The organism is Vibrio sp. 811 (assembly GCF_033339195.1).
In genome coordinates, this window is the sequence record NZ_JAWOUB010000021.1 from 1 (window position 1) to 16,971 (window position 16,971).

Here is a 16,971-nt window from a genome sequence, read left to right on the forward strand (position 1 = left end):
CTACAGTGAGTTTAAAAGCGAGGGAGTAATCGCGCTGAGTTCTTTTAGTTGTTGATTTCATAACACTCTCCAATTTTGGGGGTAGAAAGTGTCAACCTTATTTAGGACGGCACAGTGATTAGAATAGAAAAAGCGCCTTCAAATTTATATATAGTAACTTAAAGGGTGTATATTGTGTATTAAGGCAGAGAAATCTGCCTTTTTATCGCACAACCAACTATATAGGTATATAGTCAATAGTGTGTATTATGTGTATAGGGAAAGCATAATTTGTCATCAGTAAAAGTCAGAGCGACGATTGTAGAGGACAATACGGGCATCAAAAGCCAACTGCCTATCTTGCTAACTGAGCAAGGAGAGTTAGGTACGGTCACGGACTACCTACTCAAGCTAGAGGCGGACGGAGTGAGTAACTCCGTCATGAATGGATTTCTTCAAGCGGTGTCCTTGTTGCTAGATTATATGGAAGCAAATAGAGGATTGTTTGACGATCCGAAGTTGCTCTTCCAGACCTTTTCTAAGCGGTTGTATACAGGAACGATTGGTGAAGATGGACTTGACCCATCAGGTTTGTATTGGGTGCCAAGTTCAACCAGTAACGTGAATAAGCACATTCACCGACTGACGGCATTCACCGATTGGTTGGCAGACAAGCAAGGCACTGCGCCGATGAATCCCTTGCGTGATGCCACACCTCATGAGCAGCGATTGAATTACGCTGCATGGTATAGAAAAAACCAAAATGACTTCCTTAGTCATATTGAAGATAAGACTGTCAATAAAACCATCCGTAAGGCGCGAACCATTAAGGGGCGCACACCACTCACCAAAACCGAAGATGACGCCATCGCCTTTCCTGAAAAGCATTGGGAAGATTTTTATATTAATGGCATTGGTGGTGCAAGTGACCCACGAGTGGCTCTCAGGGACAAATTAATACTCCTGCTTATGCACGGTGGCGGACTACGCGAAAGCGAGGCTTTAACCCTTTGGGTGACAGATGTGTTTGAAGATCCCTATAACCCAGATAGTGCAATCGTTCGAATTTACAATGAAGTCGATGGCAAAGCGCCAAATGACTCTGAAGTTCGTTCTAAAAATCAAAATAGAGAGACGTACTTAAAAGAAAAGTATGCGCGTATCCCTCGCCAGCGCATGAAAGGCACCGCACATCTTGGTTGGAAAAACCGTGTGGTTGACCATAAAGATAACTACATACAGGTTCAGTGGTTCCCAACCGACTACGGCAAAGTGTTTATGTCACTTTGGAAAAACTATCAAAAGTACCGCGCCAGCATCGACTGTCACCACCCTTATGCGTTTATTTCTTTTCATCACAGTGCCTTCGGCAACCCTTACACCATCAACGCTTTCCATGATAACTACGCCAACGGCTTGAAGCGCATTGGTTTGGAGCAAAGCAAGGCTGAAGGTAAAGACCCTCACGGGCATCGTCATAATTACGGCAGACGATTAGAACGCTCAGGATTGAACCCGTTGGTGATTCGACGCTGTATGCACCATAAGTCCCTAGACTCACAAATCCCCTACACAGGCAAAGGTCAGCAGGAAATCTCTGACGAACTGACCCAAGCCACACTGCAACTGGCGAACCCTGAATCCAAAGTAAAAGCACTCGACTGGAAAGCACTGGTTGAGCATGGCTTTGATGACATCGACCCACAGGGGTACTTCACTGGCAAACATCCTAAATTGAGAGGGAAATAATGGCGATTAAAGGCAAAAAACATGACGGTCGCGCATCGGATTTAACCTTCTCTTGGATGCTGACCACGCTTGGTGCTGAGTGGCAACAATGGCAAGAGCTAGCAGCAGAGTGGATGGCGGCAGAAAATAGTGGGATTGAAACTAAACTAACGGCCTTAACACGTTTTTTTGAATCTTATCTTTGTGAATATGCATCTTATGCAGTCGATTTACCGTTATTTTTTAAGGGTTATAAAGGGCATCAGTGCTCTAGCGAAGAGTTGGAAAAACTTACTCGAACAAAAGTAAGTAGCCCTGATAAAATTGTAAAATATGTCAATCACCCCACTAATTTCATTGATTTTGTTATTGCGAAAGTATTCTCGGAAGAAGATGACAATGGCAACCTTGTAGCACTGGTTAAAAACCCACTCACCAAAATCAAACAACAACATAGAGCGATTGAAACCGTCCGTAACCCCTTGCCGTATCGCTATATTCAGGACTTGCGCCAAATCCTTTGCCCGTTGCCAGATAAAACCGAATTAACCGTCATTGAGCAAAACCTCAAGGACGATAAATCTCTGCTTCCTGCCTATCACTATCGACATTTCAAGCACTGGACATGGGCGCAGCAGCAAACAGGTCAAGGCAGTCAAGGTGGTGACTGGTTTGAAGTCGATCCTGAGATGATTGATAAAACCGACCCTGATTGTGTATGGCGCAGCAAAGAAGTCACTCGCAAAGGTAATAAAATCACCGCTTATCAAATCTGGTCGCCCGTCAAAGCGATGGTGATTTTCATGAAGCTCCACCTGCCACTGCGTACCTATCAGGTGCGTATGCTAGACAGCGGTGAAGCGGATACATGGCGCTATGAAAACGGTCAATGGGTAGTGAACATCCAACATGACTTCGCACTTGGTAGCGAAAAGCGCCCATTTGGTAAAGGCATCTTCCGCCGAATTCACGATACCATGACAGGGCTGTATTCAACAGGTCTATACATCAACACCAACAAAACCGCTGACCAAAACAAAGACGAACTGGAGCGGGGTTACATCATCCCTTGGCAGAACGAAGAGGTGCTGTACTGGCTGGAAAAACTGCGTAACTGGCAAGAAAAATATAACCCCATTGCAAAGCCCACCGATTGCACCACACTGCTTAAAAAGCATATTGGAAAGAGCAAGTCGGATAAACAATTAGAAAGCATGGGGGAAATTGCGTTTCTGTTTCGTGATGCGTCAGCAAAAGGTGAGGATAAATCCAAAACAATTGCAGGTGACGCAAATATAGCGCATTTCTGGTATCAACTCCTAATTACGCTAGAAAACCAACTCGCAGAGCGAGGTGATGCCCAAGATAACGGTGAGCGCTTGAAACTGGTTGTGGATTACCCTGAAGGTGCGGCTAAAGGTGATATGGTTGCCACACTCTTTCCCTTACACAGTTTGCGCGTCTCGCTCATCACGGCGTACACGATGGATACCCAACTGCCGTTGCCTGTGATTTCTAAATTACTGGCAGGGCATACACGCCTGCTGATGACCATCTACTACAACAAAATTACCCCGTCCGTGATGGCAGAGAAAATGGATGAAGCGCATGGTGAATTGGATGCCAAATCCAAACAATCAGTGCGCAACTTCCTCAAAGATGCCTCGATGGAGCAAATCCAATGCAAGATGGTGTATCACAGCGATGACAGCATTCAGGCGGCGCTGGCTAACCGCAATCCAATCGGTTGGGAAGAGCGCTCGTGTGGTATGTGTCTGGTAGGCGGTAACACCGTGAAATCGGATGAAGTCAGTACCCTTGGCGGGTGCTGGAACGGTGGACAGTTGATTAAGGATTCAAAAGTCGCTGCAAATCGCATTTATGCTAGCGTGCCACATGGACCTGAAAACTGCCCTCGCTGCCGCTGGTTTATCACCGAAGCTCGTTACCTCCCTGCACTCAATGCCCAATTCAATCAACTGAGCTACAAAGCGCATCAAGCCGCGAATCTATCCGTGGAAATTGAGGGTGAACTGGAAGCCCTCAAAGACGAACAATTCTTTTGCGAAGAGCAAGGCAAGCCATTTATCAAGCACGATGAACTGCAAGCCTTGCAGCGCCGCTATGAAAAACAGCAAGTCGAAGCGGATGAATACGCCAAAGATTGGATTGCGTGCTTTGAACTTATTCATAAAATCATTCGTGTCGAAGAAGCAAGAAATGAAGATGACACTAAAGATAAACTGATTGCGGTTGGCTCTGAGCAAGATGTCAGTCATGCCTTGAAGTTGATTGAAACCGACTCAGAGTTACTACACCTATCACTGCTTTGTGATGACGCAGAGTTCTACCCTGATTTACAAGACGAGCTGCGTAAAACCCCCGCTATTCAAAAGCGTTCGATGCAACTCAGTCGAGTGTTGATGAAAAAAGGCTTTGAGCCGATTTTCATGGAAATGGACGACAAGCAACAGCTCATCGCCGCCAATGCCATGCTGCGCCAAATGGCAAAAATCGCTGACCCTGACGACAAGCTTGAGGGCTACCGCAAGGTGGCGAACTACATCGAAGCAGGTGAATACCTGACCGACAACAAACTGCTCTCTCAAGGGATTCATGCTCTGAGCAATAAAGTCATCAACCTAGATGGCATCGCACTACCGAACTTATTGGAGGACTAATGGAACTCGATATTGATGTCATTCTGGCTGACTTAAAAGAAGGCAAAGTACCTCGCACCCAGCAAAATCTCGATAAGCTCAACGACACACTGAAAGCCTATGCGGAATCAGGTCAGCGCGACTTTTCCATTACGCAAATTGGTCGGGTTTCTGCCGAAAATGGCGGATTGGCGTATGAGGCTTTGCGTGCTACCCGTAACAAGCACTACCGAACACTCATCGAAGCATGGGCGGCAAAGTACAATACCAATACCAAAAAACCGCTATCCAACACATCACGGTCTAAATCCATCCCTGCGGATAATAAACTGTTAGAGCGCATCCCAGACCCTGCGGTACGCGCCTTGTTTGGTCAAATCATTGCCGAGCGTAACCGTTACCGCAAAGAGGTAAACTTACTCAAACAACACGCCAATATAACCATCGACAAGCGCCCTGTGCGCCAGTTTGATACTACGGCAGAGCCAAGTGTGGAAGTGCTGCCATCCCTATCAGGTGTACTCACCGAATCAGAGAAGAAAGCCTTAGCGTATGCCATTTCTGATGAATGTATGGAAAAGAACGACTGGCAAACTACTCAGGCGGGGCAAGTAAAAGACAAGGAATACAACTGTGAAATATTCCCTAGAGGCTTTGTCACAGGACTTCGCAAACTATTGGGTGAGGTAGATGACTAATGGCAAGTGGGCAGCAGAAAGCGCAACAAAACCTTGAGGCATTTGAGGTCTGGAAAGCCACGCAGACGGACGATGATTTTAAACAAATCGTATTCAGAGGTCAGCTTAATCGTATTGAAGTGGCAAAGGGTATCGGTTGTGGAAAATCAGCGTTAAACCAAAATCCTGCCCTCAAAAACGCACTCAAAGCTTTAGAAGATGAGCTGCGCGGTAAAGGCGTACTGCCACCGTTGACCGACGCTGCCAAGAAGAATGAGGGCAAACCTCAAGCCTACGACAACACAGCAAATCGAAAGCTTCTCGATTCAAAGCGGGTGTCGTCATTAGAAACTGAGAACATTGAATTGAAAGCCAAGGTCAGCGAGCTTGAAAAGCGACTTGAGCGCTTTGGTGAGCTATCTGAAACTTTATCCGAAATGGGGTTGATGCCACGATGAATAGCGCTTTGCATGAAGACCAAATGCGTGTCACCAGTATCCCTTATCGCTCGACCAAGATGGTGATATTCAGCGGTGTACCGCTGACGAAGGACTCTTACAAAACCAATAGTGGGAAGTATTACGTCACCATCAAAGTCGACCCCGATAGCATCCCTGTACAACCTGCGCTGGGACAGCATTGGTCAGTCAAAGGTGCTCGCCAGATAGAAAATATGGAAATGGATGATTATGTAATGCAGCAGCACACTTATGAATCACCCAAGCATATTGAATGCACTTTACCCGAAACAGGGGAGCAACTGATACGCTTTATCGCCAGAGAAGGTGACTTCAAGGGTATTGGTGAAGGCAAAGCTAGGGCGCTCTGGCAGCTCTTGGGTAAAGACTTCCATGCTACACTAAGAAATGACACCCCAGAGTCCAGAAAGCGTCTGACATCGATTCTGAGTGACGATTCAGTGAAAGCACTCTTTAAAGGGTACGCCAAATATAAAAATCTGGCACATTGCAACTGGATGAGCGAGCACAATATCCCCGCCAGTGTGCAGCAACGGCTGCTCAAGTATCACGGTGAAGCCTCCATAGAGGTAATTAAGGATAATCCTTATGCTCTGATGGGCTTTGGTCTTTCGTTCAGTGCCATTGAAGGTATTATCAAGGTAACGAATTTTAAGACCGATGTTGCGCAGGATGATCCAAGAAGGCTCAGCGCTGCTCTGGAAATGGCGCTTCGAAAAGAGATTGAAAAAGGTCACACCTACACCACTCATGCTAATGTGCGCCCTTATCTCAACAAGTTACTGAAAGACAAAGTGCTAGTCACTCAAGCGTTCCAATCAGGTCATGATAAAGCCCAGTACATTTTAAATCCCGACACAGGAACCTACCATCCAACTGCGCAACTTCTGATGGAAAGTGTCGTTGCCAAACGGCTAAATACACTGATTAAGCGAAATGACTTGTTTGATGAAAACGCCAATGCTGCGTATTGCTCTGCGGTTGCGGAGCTTCCCTACGACCTAACCAGTAAACAAATCGAAGCCGTAACAACGTGTCTGGATAATTCGGTAAGCTGTATTACGGGCGGTGCAGGAACAGGCAAGACAACGGTACTCAGAACGGCTCTCAGGGCTTACCATCAACTTGGATTTGAAATACACGCCGTTGCGCTCAGCGGTCGTGCTGCAATGAGACTTCATGAGTCCATCGGTTTTGTTACCTCAACCATTGCCAAATTGCTGCGTGAAGACCCCATAGAACCCAGTGTCGAGAAAACAAATCACCTACTGGTGGTTGATGAGGCAAGCATGATTGACTTGCCAACCATGTATCGTCTTGTGAATCACATTCACCCCTCTGTACGATTGATATTCACTGGCGACCCCGACCAACTTCCACCAATCGGCTGCGGCAAGGTGTTGGCAGACATCGTTGAAGCAAAAGCGGTGGCTAATACGATGTTAGATATCGTCAAGAGACAGGAAGGTTCAATGGGTATCCCCGAATACTCAAAGCTCATTAATCAAGGCATGACGCCTGAGCAATTAAGCACAGGTGCAATACACTTTCACGAAACCAGTAAAACAGACATTGCCAAAGTCTGTTGTGAGCTTTACCAACAGTGTCCTGAAAACAGTCGCGTTATAGCTCCAACCAAGACACTCGTATCAGAAATCAATAAACTCACCCAACAAGCCGTTAACCCAGATAGCACTAGCCTTGAGTTCGAAATCAATGGTGATAAGTTCTTTTTGCCACTTCGCATGAATGATGCGGTGTTATTTACGCAGAACCATTATGACAAAGGCATTCAGAATGGTTCACTAGGCATGCTAACCAACGCCAAACCTTCTGGTGATAGTTACGGTGAAGTGACGCTAGATACAGGTGAAAAGGTCGAGATAACACAATCCGTTCTAGACTGCATGGAGTTGGGTTATGCGATCACTTTGCACAAGGCTCAAGGATCACAGTTTCCGCGCATCATCATCGCTCTGCAAAACGGAAAAATTGTAGATAGAGCATGGCTCTATACGGCAATCACGAGAGCTGAAAGTGAAATCCATATCGTTGGTAGTAGCGATGATATGAAGCGTATCACCGAGGCACCTAGTCACTCTCATAAACGGAATAGCTACCTAAAAGAACTGTTGAGTTAGCAATTTCAAACTCGTTTATGTCCATCTTCGAGCTAGCTGATGTGTGGCTAGCTCAGATCTGCCCCATTATTAGCTTCGTCGAACAAATTAGCGTATCCAACCATTCGTAATTTAACCCAATATTGCTCATGTTGTGGTATTGGAATTTATGCAAAAAAAACGTATTTTTAGATTGTAACTATGAGTCGTATCAGGGATAGAAGTAATTTAAGTTAACCTGTCAGATATTGTAGAAACGAAACTGACAGATTACCTTCAGGCTTATCTAGTTAGTTGTAGTCTTCACTTCATTTAATGCACAATGTCAGCTAAAAACCGTTCCCCATGCTAGTTGCTCTCTATTTTCAAGTTAGATGGATTTGGAACATGCTGTGTCCATCGACTGTTGGTTTCCAACACTAGATTACTAACATTTAAAGCTAGCAGCTCACTCGCTTTGTTTTCACCTAAGTCTGTGTATTCTGCTACTTTAAAATCAAAGTGGGTAACCTGTACTTCAATCTGTCTTTGTGCATTCCGGTAAACTGACCACAATTCCTGAGGTTTTCGCAATTGTAACCATGCAGTGCAAAATGCAGCTACAGCCGACAAGATTGATGGCAACACTTTTGCGTACAAGACACCCTCACCTAAGCCGACTAAAAGGGGGGCGGATAGCGTACCAAGCATGATAATTCTAAAACACCAAAGTGATTCTTTTTTATTGTGATCCGCTTTATTCTTAAAGTGCTCTGCTTGATCTGTGCTGTATTCTCTAGCTGACATTTTTACACTACCTGATTAGTATCTATTTGAAACTATATGATTGATCTCACGTAATTGTCTGTTATGGGGGTACTCTTCTATTAATACTTCTAACAAGTCTATTAAACCTCGATTTAAAGCCCCTTTTTCTGCCTCGTTTGCGGCATGAAACCATTTATCTAACTCTGTTCCAGAGTTTTTTAATCTACTTGGTTTACCGCCTGCCTTCTGCCAAATATAGTCAAGCCTATCATAAGCGAGATCGGCACAGACTTCCGAAAACTTCTTAATGATCTCTTTTTGGTGAGGTTGGGTTGAAGTGCCGGTATAGAAAGAAAACCAAAACTTATTACTGGAACTCAATAGTTCTGAACAAGCTTCTACTGTAGGCTTGAAGTACGGTGTGTCTGCCAGCAAGCCATAACTACTTTGGAACAAGCCATTGGCAACTCTGTTCCAACGTTTTTCTAGTATTAGATTTCCAAGTATATGAGCACGAGAGTGGAAATTCTTCGAATGAGCTTTTTTAACCCAATTCAATACATCATCTTCCCGGTGAGAAATCGATTGTGATAAGTACGAAAGAATAAAAGCAGGTTCGATATGATTGCCAGTCATGTGGGCTTTAAGTTCATTGATAAGATAAGGTTCTGCGTCACTTAAGTGCTGTAAGGCCTGAGGACTAGTCACAATTTTTTGAATCATATCTTTAGCTAGAATATTACTTCGTGTGGGGGCAAGCTGAGACCAAACCTTACTTCTATCGGCATTTGATAATAGATACGCCGAAATTTCCTTAGATATTTGCTCAAAAACTCTAGGTAAAATATTAGATTGAAGACAATCACAGAGCTTTGCTAGAAAAGCCTCTGTTTCTATGTTTGGTGGGTAAAACCTCCCCCCTTTGTCTAGCTGTTTCTGCCACATTTGAAACGCATTCTGTTCTGCGACGTCTATATAGTTGAGAAGAGTTGGCTCTTTAAGAGACCTTTCAGCTAATAAATCAATGAATGGAGAAAAAGCACTATCCCTGAGTAGATTAATCACTTGCCTGTGGGACAAATTTTGAACTATGAATGGGACACCTTCAGTCCAATTGGACATGGAGTTGCGTTGCTTTTTGTATACTTGCTCTTCATCATATAGGTTAAAAACAGCCCAAGCATGAAGCTGTGCCCATTCCTGAGAAATAGAAAATTGTTCTAGCGCCATTAAGCTATCTGCTGTCATGTCACTCGTGATTGCGCTTTCAAGCAAGACTCTCTCAAGATCTTGCCTCACCGAAGATAGCCGTAAGAAAGTTGTTTGAAAGTGGACTATAGAAAGCCAGAACAATACATATTTACCGGTTTCGGGTTGATTAACTAATGTGCCGATTCCATTGACTACCGACTGTGACCACCACTGCATTGATTTATCCGGCAGTGCTCTATCAAAATACTTATTAAGGTCTTCATGACTAAGAGTTATCAAGTTGTGCTCTATCCAAGTTGATAGTTCCACTTCTGGCATAGCTCCTTTAGGGACGGCGTCACTTGATAAGTTGCACATAGTCAAAATATCAGAAGAGTCGCCTTTACTTACCATCAGCTTTTTTATCGAACTCAAGAGCTCTATTTTTATAGTTTTAGCTTTATCTGGTGAAGGATAGCAAGCAATTAAAGACCTAAGCGCCAAAATAGCATTAGTCAAAGTAGAATTCGATCGAAACTGATCGATGTTATCAGCTACCCTTCCTAGCTTATGCAATACTTTCAAATCACCAGTTAACTCTGCATAGTCAAGCAGCAATTGCTGAAGTGTTAAATCATTTTCAGCTTTATTAATCAGGTAGTTAGTTGCTCGAGAGGTTTCAGTGGTTGCTGTACTATTAATTAAGGTTACGTTAGGCAGATACCACTGATTCAAAACTGATGCAGGAACACAGTAAAGTGTTGGTAGCTTAGCACGCACTAATGCTTGAGGTGGGGTGAATGCACTTCTAACTGAAAACTCTTTTCTAGCTTCTCCCCACAAGTTCTCCCATAAATGAGCGATTAGTAAGGGTAAGGTTTCGTCAGCTTCTATAGCTAGAATGTTATCGCTACAAATCAATTCGTTGGCGACATTTTGTAAAAAGCTTGAGGAAGGTGGCTTACACTCTTTATGGCTAACTAGTTGGTAAATATACTCTTTTATATCATGTGCTTGAGATATATTATCCAGCTCCCAAAGTAAAACAGTACTTTTAACCATACCACTTCGCGGCGCATCAAAATCAGGCTCAATACTCCATAACGCCCAGCAGTTACCAACAGGTCCACAGTTGATTGCTGGCCACCATTTTTCTTTAGGGGTAACGTATCCCCCAGGTTTGTCAGTCAAACCTAGTAATTCAGGTGGAAGGGGGAAATCTCCCTCCCAAAATAGCAAATCATGACTATTGCTCCTGCAACCATAAATAGCTTTTAGTGGTCCTATCATCATATATTATCTAGTACCCAAGATAGTGGAGCAGTTAGGTCAGAGTCTTTGTTAATTTGCTCTGGGGGAATCACCCAGCCCTGATATTCAGGTCCCTCGTCAATGAAATTATCATCATTACTATTTGGTTTGAGAGTTTTACCTAAAGCGGAAACCCCCCATATAGACGTCATCTCTTTAGGCCAAGTTGCTTGAATGAACGAATAAAACAAAGGTAATTTGCTTTTCAAGACTTCTGCAGGCACTTGACCCTCTTCAAGTACTTCATCGAAACAAGATAATACGATGGCGAGCGGAGGCTTATTTTCCTTAGAGCTTAGATTTAAGCCTGCCACGTAACACAACATCTGAAGAAGTTCTATCCAATATGCATTAGCATCCCAAATTTCTGGCCTTGTAGTTTCAACTGGAGTATTAGTTGGTATAGAAGTTAACTTTGACATTGCATCAGGATAAGTTTTCTCTCCACTAAGGCGAATAAATACTAACCACCCATCCGTACTTTGTAACCTTCTTCGCCAGTCCGAAGAGATCTCTCGCTGCTTAAAAACCTGAGATAATTGCTCGCCACCGTAATCAGGCCAGTAAAGATCAATTGTTATCTGGTTGCTATCAATTAACGGAAACAGTATTTCGGAGTACTGATCAGCGTGAGTGTGCTCAGCTGCATTGCCGTCTTCCAAATGGGTTAGTACATCTTCTAAAGCGCTTAAATTAACTGACGTACCATCACCAGTTCTAATTTTCAGCTTACCTGGTCGTCGTTTTAGTCGTCCAAAGAGCTGTCCTGCGTAGTGTGTCTTGCCACTATTGGGGCCGCCAAGAAGCAGTATTTCAGAATTTTTCATGGTGCCCCCTAAAAGCAAGAAATGAAGTGTTCCCTAGAATCGGTTCCTTGATAGGTTCACAAAATGTAGGTACCCAAACCTCATTTAAGATTGATCCTAATGCTATTGTAAAAGAAGCAGGATCTTCCACTGTCACTTCAATCTCTTTGGCATGGTGAATATTGTTTTCTAAAGCTCTTTGAATTGCTTTTTTTATTCCCTCTGAAGGTTGTTTGTCACTTTTTGCCCAAACAAGCACTGTTGGCCTAGAACCGACAGATTCACCTAAGCGCTCGATAATGGTCCTCAGCTCTCTCCTTGCCACACTGCGTTCTTCTCCAGCAAGCTTTTCACAATCAGCAAATATCAAGAAGGCATCACTCTGCGAGGCTGTCCATTTTGCTCCTGCCGCATCTATAGCGTCGACATCGATAGCCCACCTTGTAAACCACTCACCAGGAGCATCCGTAAGAAAAATGTTCTTAATCTTGTCATTGGAGTCTTGTAAGGCGAAATGAAGAATACCAGGCGTTCGGTCCACGCCACGCGGAGTATGAGGAGGAAATGATGGCAATTGCTTCTCATTGTTAATTCGAGCCCATGATGCTATTGATTCCCATGCACCAAGAGTTTGAGAGCCACAAAACTCAAAATTGTTGTACTTTTTACCTGACAGTAGTTGCAAGTAATTCGCAGCTAGAAAAGTCGTTTTTCCTGTATTTTGGGCACCAAGCAATCCAATAAAAATGGACGGACCTTGTTGATACAGACGCGATAAATCTGAGCTTCCTAGAGCAGAAGATGACCAAGGCACCCGAAAAGCAATATCGTTTTCTTTTTTTTCTGGGCCAATTTTGTCAACTCCTATATTGCTGCTCCATGAAGGACAATCTTCATGGTTGAGCTCCCCCATACAACAAGTATCACCTTCATGTACGAAGCAATTCGGATTTGAGCACCGAATCATACCTACACCTCCGTAACCAATCGGTATGCTTGTTCCTGCCTAAAGATTGCTCTTGATAGTTCGGGTAAACTACAACGCCAATCTTGAGGAATAAAAGATTTCTCTATCAACGAATCCAAATCGCAATTCTCATCAACTAAAGCTCGAACAACCATCCCACCGATATTTGAGTTTTTCTCATCTAATTTAGAAGTAAGTGTTTCTAACCAAAAAGGATCGAGCCGCGATCGTTTGTTTCGAATTTCAGTCAAAATTTCATAAAAACTGTAGTCACGGTCATGACTGCATTCAGGTAATTTGCCTACCGCCTCAGCTAATGTGAATACAACACTAGCTGGTGAAGGCAGTTGTATTTCTTCGAGCAAATCATACGGCATTAAAACTGCAGCTATTTCAGGAAAGTGAGATCGATAGCTCTCTTTTTGAGATGTTGAATAGAGAGCTTCAGCCCACCATAAAACATTTAGCCTCGTCTGCTCCTGCCTTTGATAATCTAAAAATGCTTTTTGTTGCCTTTGGAGGGCTAACCTTTGCTCATTCAGGGCTTTTTCAACGGACTTCTTCAGCGAGTTAACATTCTCCATTGCCTTATTATTAGCAATTGATTGTTCTTCAATAAGTGCGAGTTCCGAAGTTATAATTTCAGACATTCTTTCAGCAAAGTCGCCGGCCCAATGGGACGGGTTCTGATTAACGGCGTATCTATTGGGTTTGATACCAGCAACATTTTGGCCATCTTTATTGATATAAGTGTTATTAGCAGCTCCACCTATACGCTCGCGAAGATCATTTTCATCAACATCTCTTTTATTAACAACGGGAGTTGGTAGCTCATCTAGCTTAATTGTTTTCGCTTTGCTAAATGACAAATCTGGCGCACTAACGATTGCATTCTGCTCAGAAGTACGTCCTAATGATTGCAGAAAGGTTCGCAGTAGATTTTCTTCTTTTCCACACCTTAACAAAGGGAATACGTCACAAGCGGTGAGCCACATTATTGCAGCATTGTTATCTTCTTCTGATACTAGAGAGCACGCTTCGAGAATAATTGATCTATATAGATTAACTGGTTCATCAGTATATGCGGTCAAGAATGCTTTCCACTCATTCTGAAGAAGCTCTTTTGCTTTGTTTATAGGCAACTCATCTAGTGAAACATTAGGGTTTAAGCCACATAGAATTGCTGGAATAAGTTGGTCACGCTCTTCACGATAGTATTCAGCCAGCTTTTGAGCTGCTTGCTCGATTTTAGCATAGCGTTCATCATTACCGTCGATGCTCTCAATAAGTCCTAAACCTAAAAATGAATCCAAAATTGTATCCATACTAGCTCCTTAGTACAGTTTTTCGTTGACGGATAAGTGAGTTATAAAGCTTTTAATTAAATCGCTTTCAGGATAGTCATGAGCAACAGTATTCAACAGGTCAGTTGGTTTCACCGCTGCACCATTGACTGATTTTTGCCAAATGTTCAACCACATATCTTTTGGTCTCGAGTTGCTCGCAATCTCACTGTTTCGCCCGCCAGCTCTCTTCCAAAGAGCCCTAGCATCTGAAATATCAGGGTATTCTTCTGCTAAAAAGCCAATTAGGTCATGAGTTGAAACATTCATCAACTCGACTTCCTGGTGGTGAGTAAACATATCTGCATTATCTCGAAGAAACTTCAACATGCACTGAGCGGATGCTTGAGAAGCAAAATGCCTGTATTGATCATCTTTAAATGTGTCACCAAAATCAGAAACTGCTTTTACTACGAGTACAGGAATTCGATTTATATTACCTAAAGCACCTAGTGCACTTGCTTCCATATCAACACCAAGAACTTTGCGCATAGAATGAGAAAGCCTCGAAAACAAGCCTGAATCCTCAACAACAGCAGCCCCAGTTGCTATAGGAGCGACATGAATTCTAAATGGCTCAGGCTCAGGTAACCCTTTCGGGTGCCATAGATTCAACTCATTGGCTTTCTCGAGCCCACTGTCAGTTAAAGTAAGCTCCTTAGTCACTAATTTTTTCTTTAATAATCGGGCTAACACAGATTGCCAATCTGCGCATTTGGTATCAAATTCGTCATGTTCAAATGGTTTAATTTGATTTGCTAAGCACTGTATTACCCAATTCTCTTGATTTTCGAGTGGGTACTTAGGTCGAGATATCGGCCAAGCGGATAAATCTACAGAGAGGTTTTGCATTCTTTGAACAATTTCTGTGTCAGGGCGGTATTGAAGCATATCACCTTGAAAAACCTCGATATCACCTTCTTTAATGAGCTTACCTGCATCGTAAGACCAAAGTCTTTCCGCAAAAATAACATCGCCAAGGGAGACTTTTCCTCTTCGGCCTGCGCATATACCCGTCATTGCAATGCACTTAAAGTCGGCCTCGGAAAGCATGCTATGAACTAGAGCGCTCGCTTCTTCCCGCCCCATATATGAAGACCAAGTAACTCGGACAGATATTGCTGTATTGTCTTTACCTGCAAAACGACCATCAGCAGCTAACCTCCCGCTTGATAAAGTTTTCTCTCCCCAACCAGTACTATCGATGCCGTCCTTGATTTGTAAGACTTGCTCAAATTCATCCTTTAATGCGCATACAATAAGGACATCTATTTGTTCTTTTTCCGTCATGGTTATCCGCTTCTAGATTTGGTCACTCGAGAATAGCAATATTCTAGACATCATATGGTGATAAGTGCATTGTTTTCAACGGATGCTATTCAGAAAACTCATCTTTATTCATGGAATTACGAGCATACAGATGAGTTATCTTCGAGTTTAGCTATAGCGGGTAACTAAACATCTTCATAATGCTATACCTGATCTGTTGTCATGATTTTCCGGGTAGCTAGGATAAACCCAATATTAGTTAACTTTCCAAAGGGTTCGTTGAAGACGTTAAGTATATGAAAGCGAACAAACTCGCTGTGGAGTTACCTGAAAAACGTAAGTTGACGGCAACTTAGTGCTGCCTGAAGGGTGAGACTTCAGCCTTAGCGAAGTAAAAGGAAATGTGTCGAATCCTTATCTTTTGCATGCTTATTCACCCAAGGTAATGTCGTGGTGTTCTAGTTGAGATAGATAAACTAATGCAGTGAATGATATTTAGTCTACTTGCTCTAAATGATTTATGTCCAGAAACGTGTTTCAGCGGATGGTCAAGAAAAATCATAAATGCCTAGCCAGTAGTGAGCTGTGCGAGCGTCAGGAGTGGCTTTATTATTTTACTTTACCATCATTCCCATAAATACCCTTTTGGCAGGGTGATGGTCTTCACGTAGTGAGACCATCGCCTTGCTAAGCCTTCAGGGATAAAAAGCGTACACACCATTATACATAGTATGTACGCTTTATAGATCCAAAAGAAGCCTTGCCAGTAAAGGGCTGTCACTCACTCACACGCAAATAGACATATTTTTTACTGTATACTCTGAACAGACGCTTTTTTAATATCTGCCGGATTTCATGGTGTGAAACTACCATCGGACACTACTCCGCTTTGTTTGGCCCTAAAAAGCGAATATCTTGCAAGTTAAAGCCTAGTTCTATATCGCACTTTAAAGCGGCGACGCGTTTACATAAACGAGCAGACTCAATGTGCTCATCCAATTTTTTACGGTATTTCGGTACGAGATCTTCACTAGCGTAGGCAGCTTCAATACTCTCAAACTGAGTGAGAATCTCTTTCGCTGCTTTCGGGCCAATTCCAGGTACGCCCGGAACCTGGCTAGAGCTTATCCCTGTCAATCCCCAGTAATCCGCTAGTTGACTTGGTTTTACGCCGAACTCTTTTTCGATAAATGGTTCATCTAACCAACGATGTTGGAAATAATCACGGATTTGTAGGGTAGGGGAAAGTAGCTGGCAGTAACCTTTGTCAGTCGAAACGATGGTGACTTTTTCACCATGGCTGGCCACTTTCGTTGCGAGTGTAGCAACCAAATCATCTGCTTCATCGCCTTCAGACAGCAATGAATCAATACCTTGCTCCCACCACGCTTGTTGAATCGCATCTAACCCTTGCAGTAGTGGCAGAGGCATTGGTTTTCGGTTTTGCTTATAGTCAGGGAGAATTTCAGCGCGCCAACCTCTGTCTTGTTCGTGGTGATCAAAAACTGCGATGATGTGTGTCGGGTTGGCCTCTGACAGAATGCGAGTGAGGGTTCTTTGCGTTGTGGTTATGGTTCTTGCTATGTCGGTTGGATCTGGTTGTGCTGAGTGCACTCGGCGGATCAGGTTTAGGGCATCAATGATAACAAGATGAATAGACATAATGACTTAGCAATAAAAAAGGGGCGTAATGC

Annotated in this window: 12 protein-coding genes; 5 read left to right on the forward strand and 7 right to left on the reverse strand. The window is 43.4% G+C overall.

The window, feature by feature from the left end; translation table 11 throughout:
• Positions 1-270 precede the first annotated feature (270 nt).
• Genes gmtY through R7Q46_RS21150 form a run of 5 tightly spaced genes read left to right on the forward strand, consistent with a single transcriptional unit; the run spans position 271 to position 7,664 of the window.
• Positions 271-1,728 (forward strand): gamma-mobile-trio recombinase GmtY, encoded by a 1,458-nt coding sequence (gene gmtY / locus R7Q46_RS21130; protein ID WP_318077774.1) that lies wholly within the window; start codon positions 271-273, stop codon positions 1,726-1,728.
• Complete coding sequence (locus R7Q46_RS21135; protein WP_258636985.1) at positions 1,728-4,388, forward strand: integrase family protein; 2,661 nt, start codon at positions 1,728-1,730, stop codon at positions 4,386-4,388. The genes gmtY and R7Q46_RS21135 overlap by 1 nt, the downstream gene beginning before the upstream one ends.
• Positions 4,388-5,065 (forward strand): gamma-mobile-trio protein GmtX, encoded by a 678-nt coding sequence (gene gmtX / locus R7Q46_RS21140; protein ID WP_258636989.1) that lies wholly within the window; start codon positions 4,388-4,390, stop codon positions 5,063-5,065. Before R7Q46_RS21135 ends, gmtX begins: the two co-directional genes overlap by 1 nt.
• On the forward strand, positions 5,065-5,502 hold the full coding sequence (locus R7Q46_RS21145) for a VPA1267 family protein (protein WP_258636991.1): 438 nt from the start codon (positions 5,065-5,067) through the stop codon (positions 5,500-5,502). Before gmtX ends, R7Q46_RS21145 begins: the two co-directional genes overlap by 1 nt.
• On the forward strand, positions 5,499-7,664 hold the full coding sequence (locus R7Q46_RS21150; protein ID WP_258636993.1) for an ATP-dependent RecD-like DNA helicase: 2,166 nt from the start codon (positions 5,499-5,501) through the stop codon (positions 7,662-7,664). Before R7Q46_RS21145 ends, R7Q46_RS21150 begins: the two co-directional genes overlap by 4 nt.
• A 327-nt stretch (positions 7,665-7,991) precedes the next feature.
• Here the strand turns inward: R7Q46_RS21150 and R7Q46_RS21155 are convergent, their stop codons facing one another.
• The 7 genes from R7Q46_RS21155 to xni all read right to left on the reverse strand — a co-directional run bounded on the left by R7Q46_RS21155 (position 7,992) and on the right by xni (position 16,939).
• Positions 7,992-8,429 (reverse strand): DUF4231 domain-containing protein, encoded by a 438-nt coding sequence (locus R7Q46_RS21155; protein ID WP_258636995.1) that lies wholly within the window; start codon positions 8,427-8,429, stop codon positions 7,992-7,994.
• A 15-nt stretch (positions 8,430-8,444) separates the two neighbouring features.
• A complete protein-coding gene (locus tag R7Q46_RS21160; RefSeq protein WP_258636997.1) occupies positions 8,445-10,874 on the reverse strand; it encodes an effector-associated domain EAD1-containing protein in 2,430 nt (809 codons plus the stop codon).
• Positions 10,871-11,719 carry a hypothetical protein gene (locus R7Q46_RS21165; protein WP_258637000.1) on the reverse strand — a complete coding sequence of 283 codons (849 nt, stop codon included), beginning with the start codon at positions 11,717-11,719 and terminating at the stop codon, positions 10,871-10,873. Before R7Q46_RS21165 ends, R7Q46_RS21160 begins: the two co-directional genes overlap by 4 nt.
• Positions 11,706-12,611, reverse strand: coding sequence for a TRAFAC clade GTPase domain-containing protein (locus R7Q46_RS21170; protein WP_318077775.1), 906 nt, complete (start codon positions 12,609-12,611; stop codon positions 11,706-11,708). Before R7Q46_RS21170 ends, R7Q46_RS21165 begins: the two co-directional genes overlap by 14 nt.
• Positions 12,612-12,667: 56 nt before the next feature.
• On the reverse strand, positions 12,668-13,990 hold the full coding sequence (locus R7Q46_RS21175; RefSeq protein ID WP_318077776.1) for a GTPase-associated system all-helical protein GASH: 1,323 nt from the start codon (positions 13,988-13,990) through the stop codon (positions 12,668-12,670).
• A 9-nt stretch (positions 13,991-13,999) separates the two neighbouring features.
• Positions 14,000-15,298 (reverse strand): hypothetical protein, encoded by a 1,299-nt coding sequence (locus R7Q46_RS21180; RefSeq protein ID WP_318077777.1) that lies wholly within the window; start codon positions 15,296-15,298, stop codon positions 14,000-14,002.
• Between the two features lie 858 nt (positions 15,299-16,156).
• Complete coding sequence (xni, locus tag R7Q46_RS21185) at positions 16,157-16,939, reverse strand: flap endonuclease Xni (RefSeq protein ID WP_005381982.1); 783 nt, start codon at positions 16,937-16,939, stop codon at positions 16,157-16,159.
• Positions 16,940-16,971: the final 32 nt, after the last annotated feature.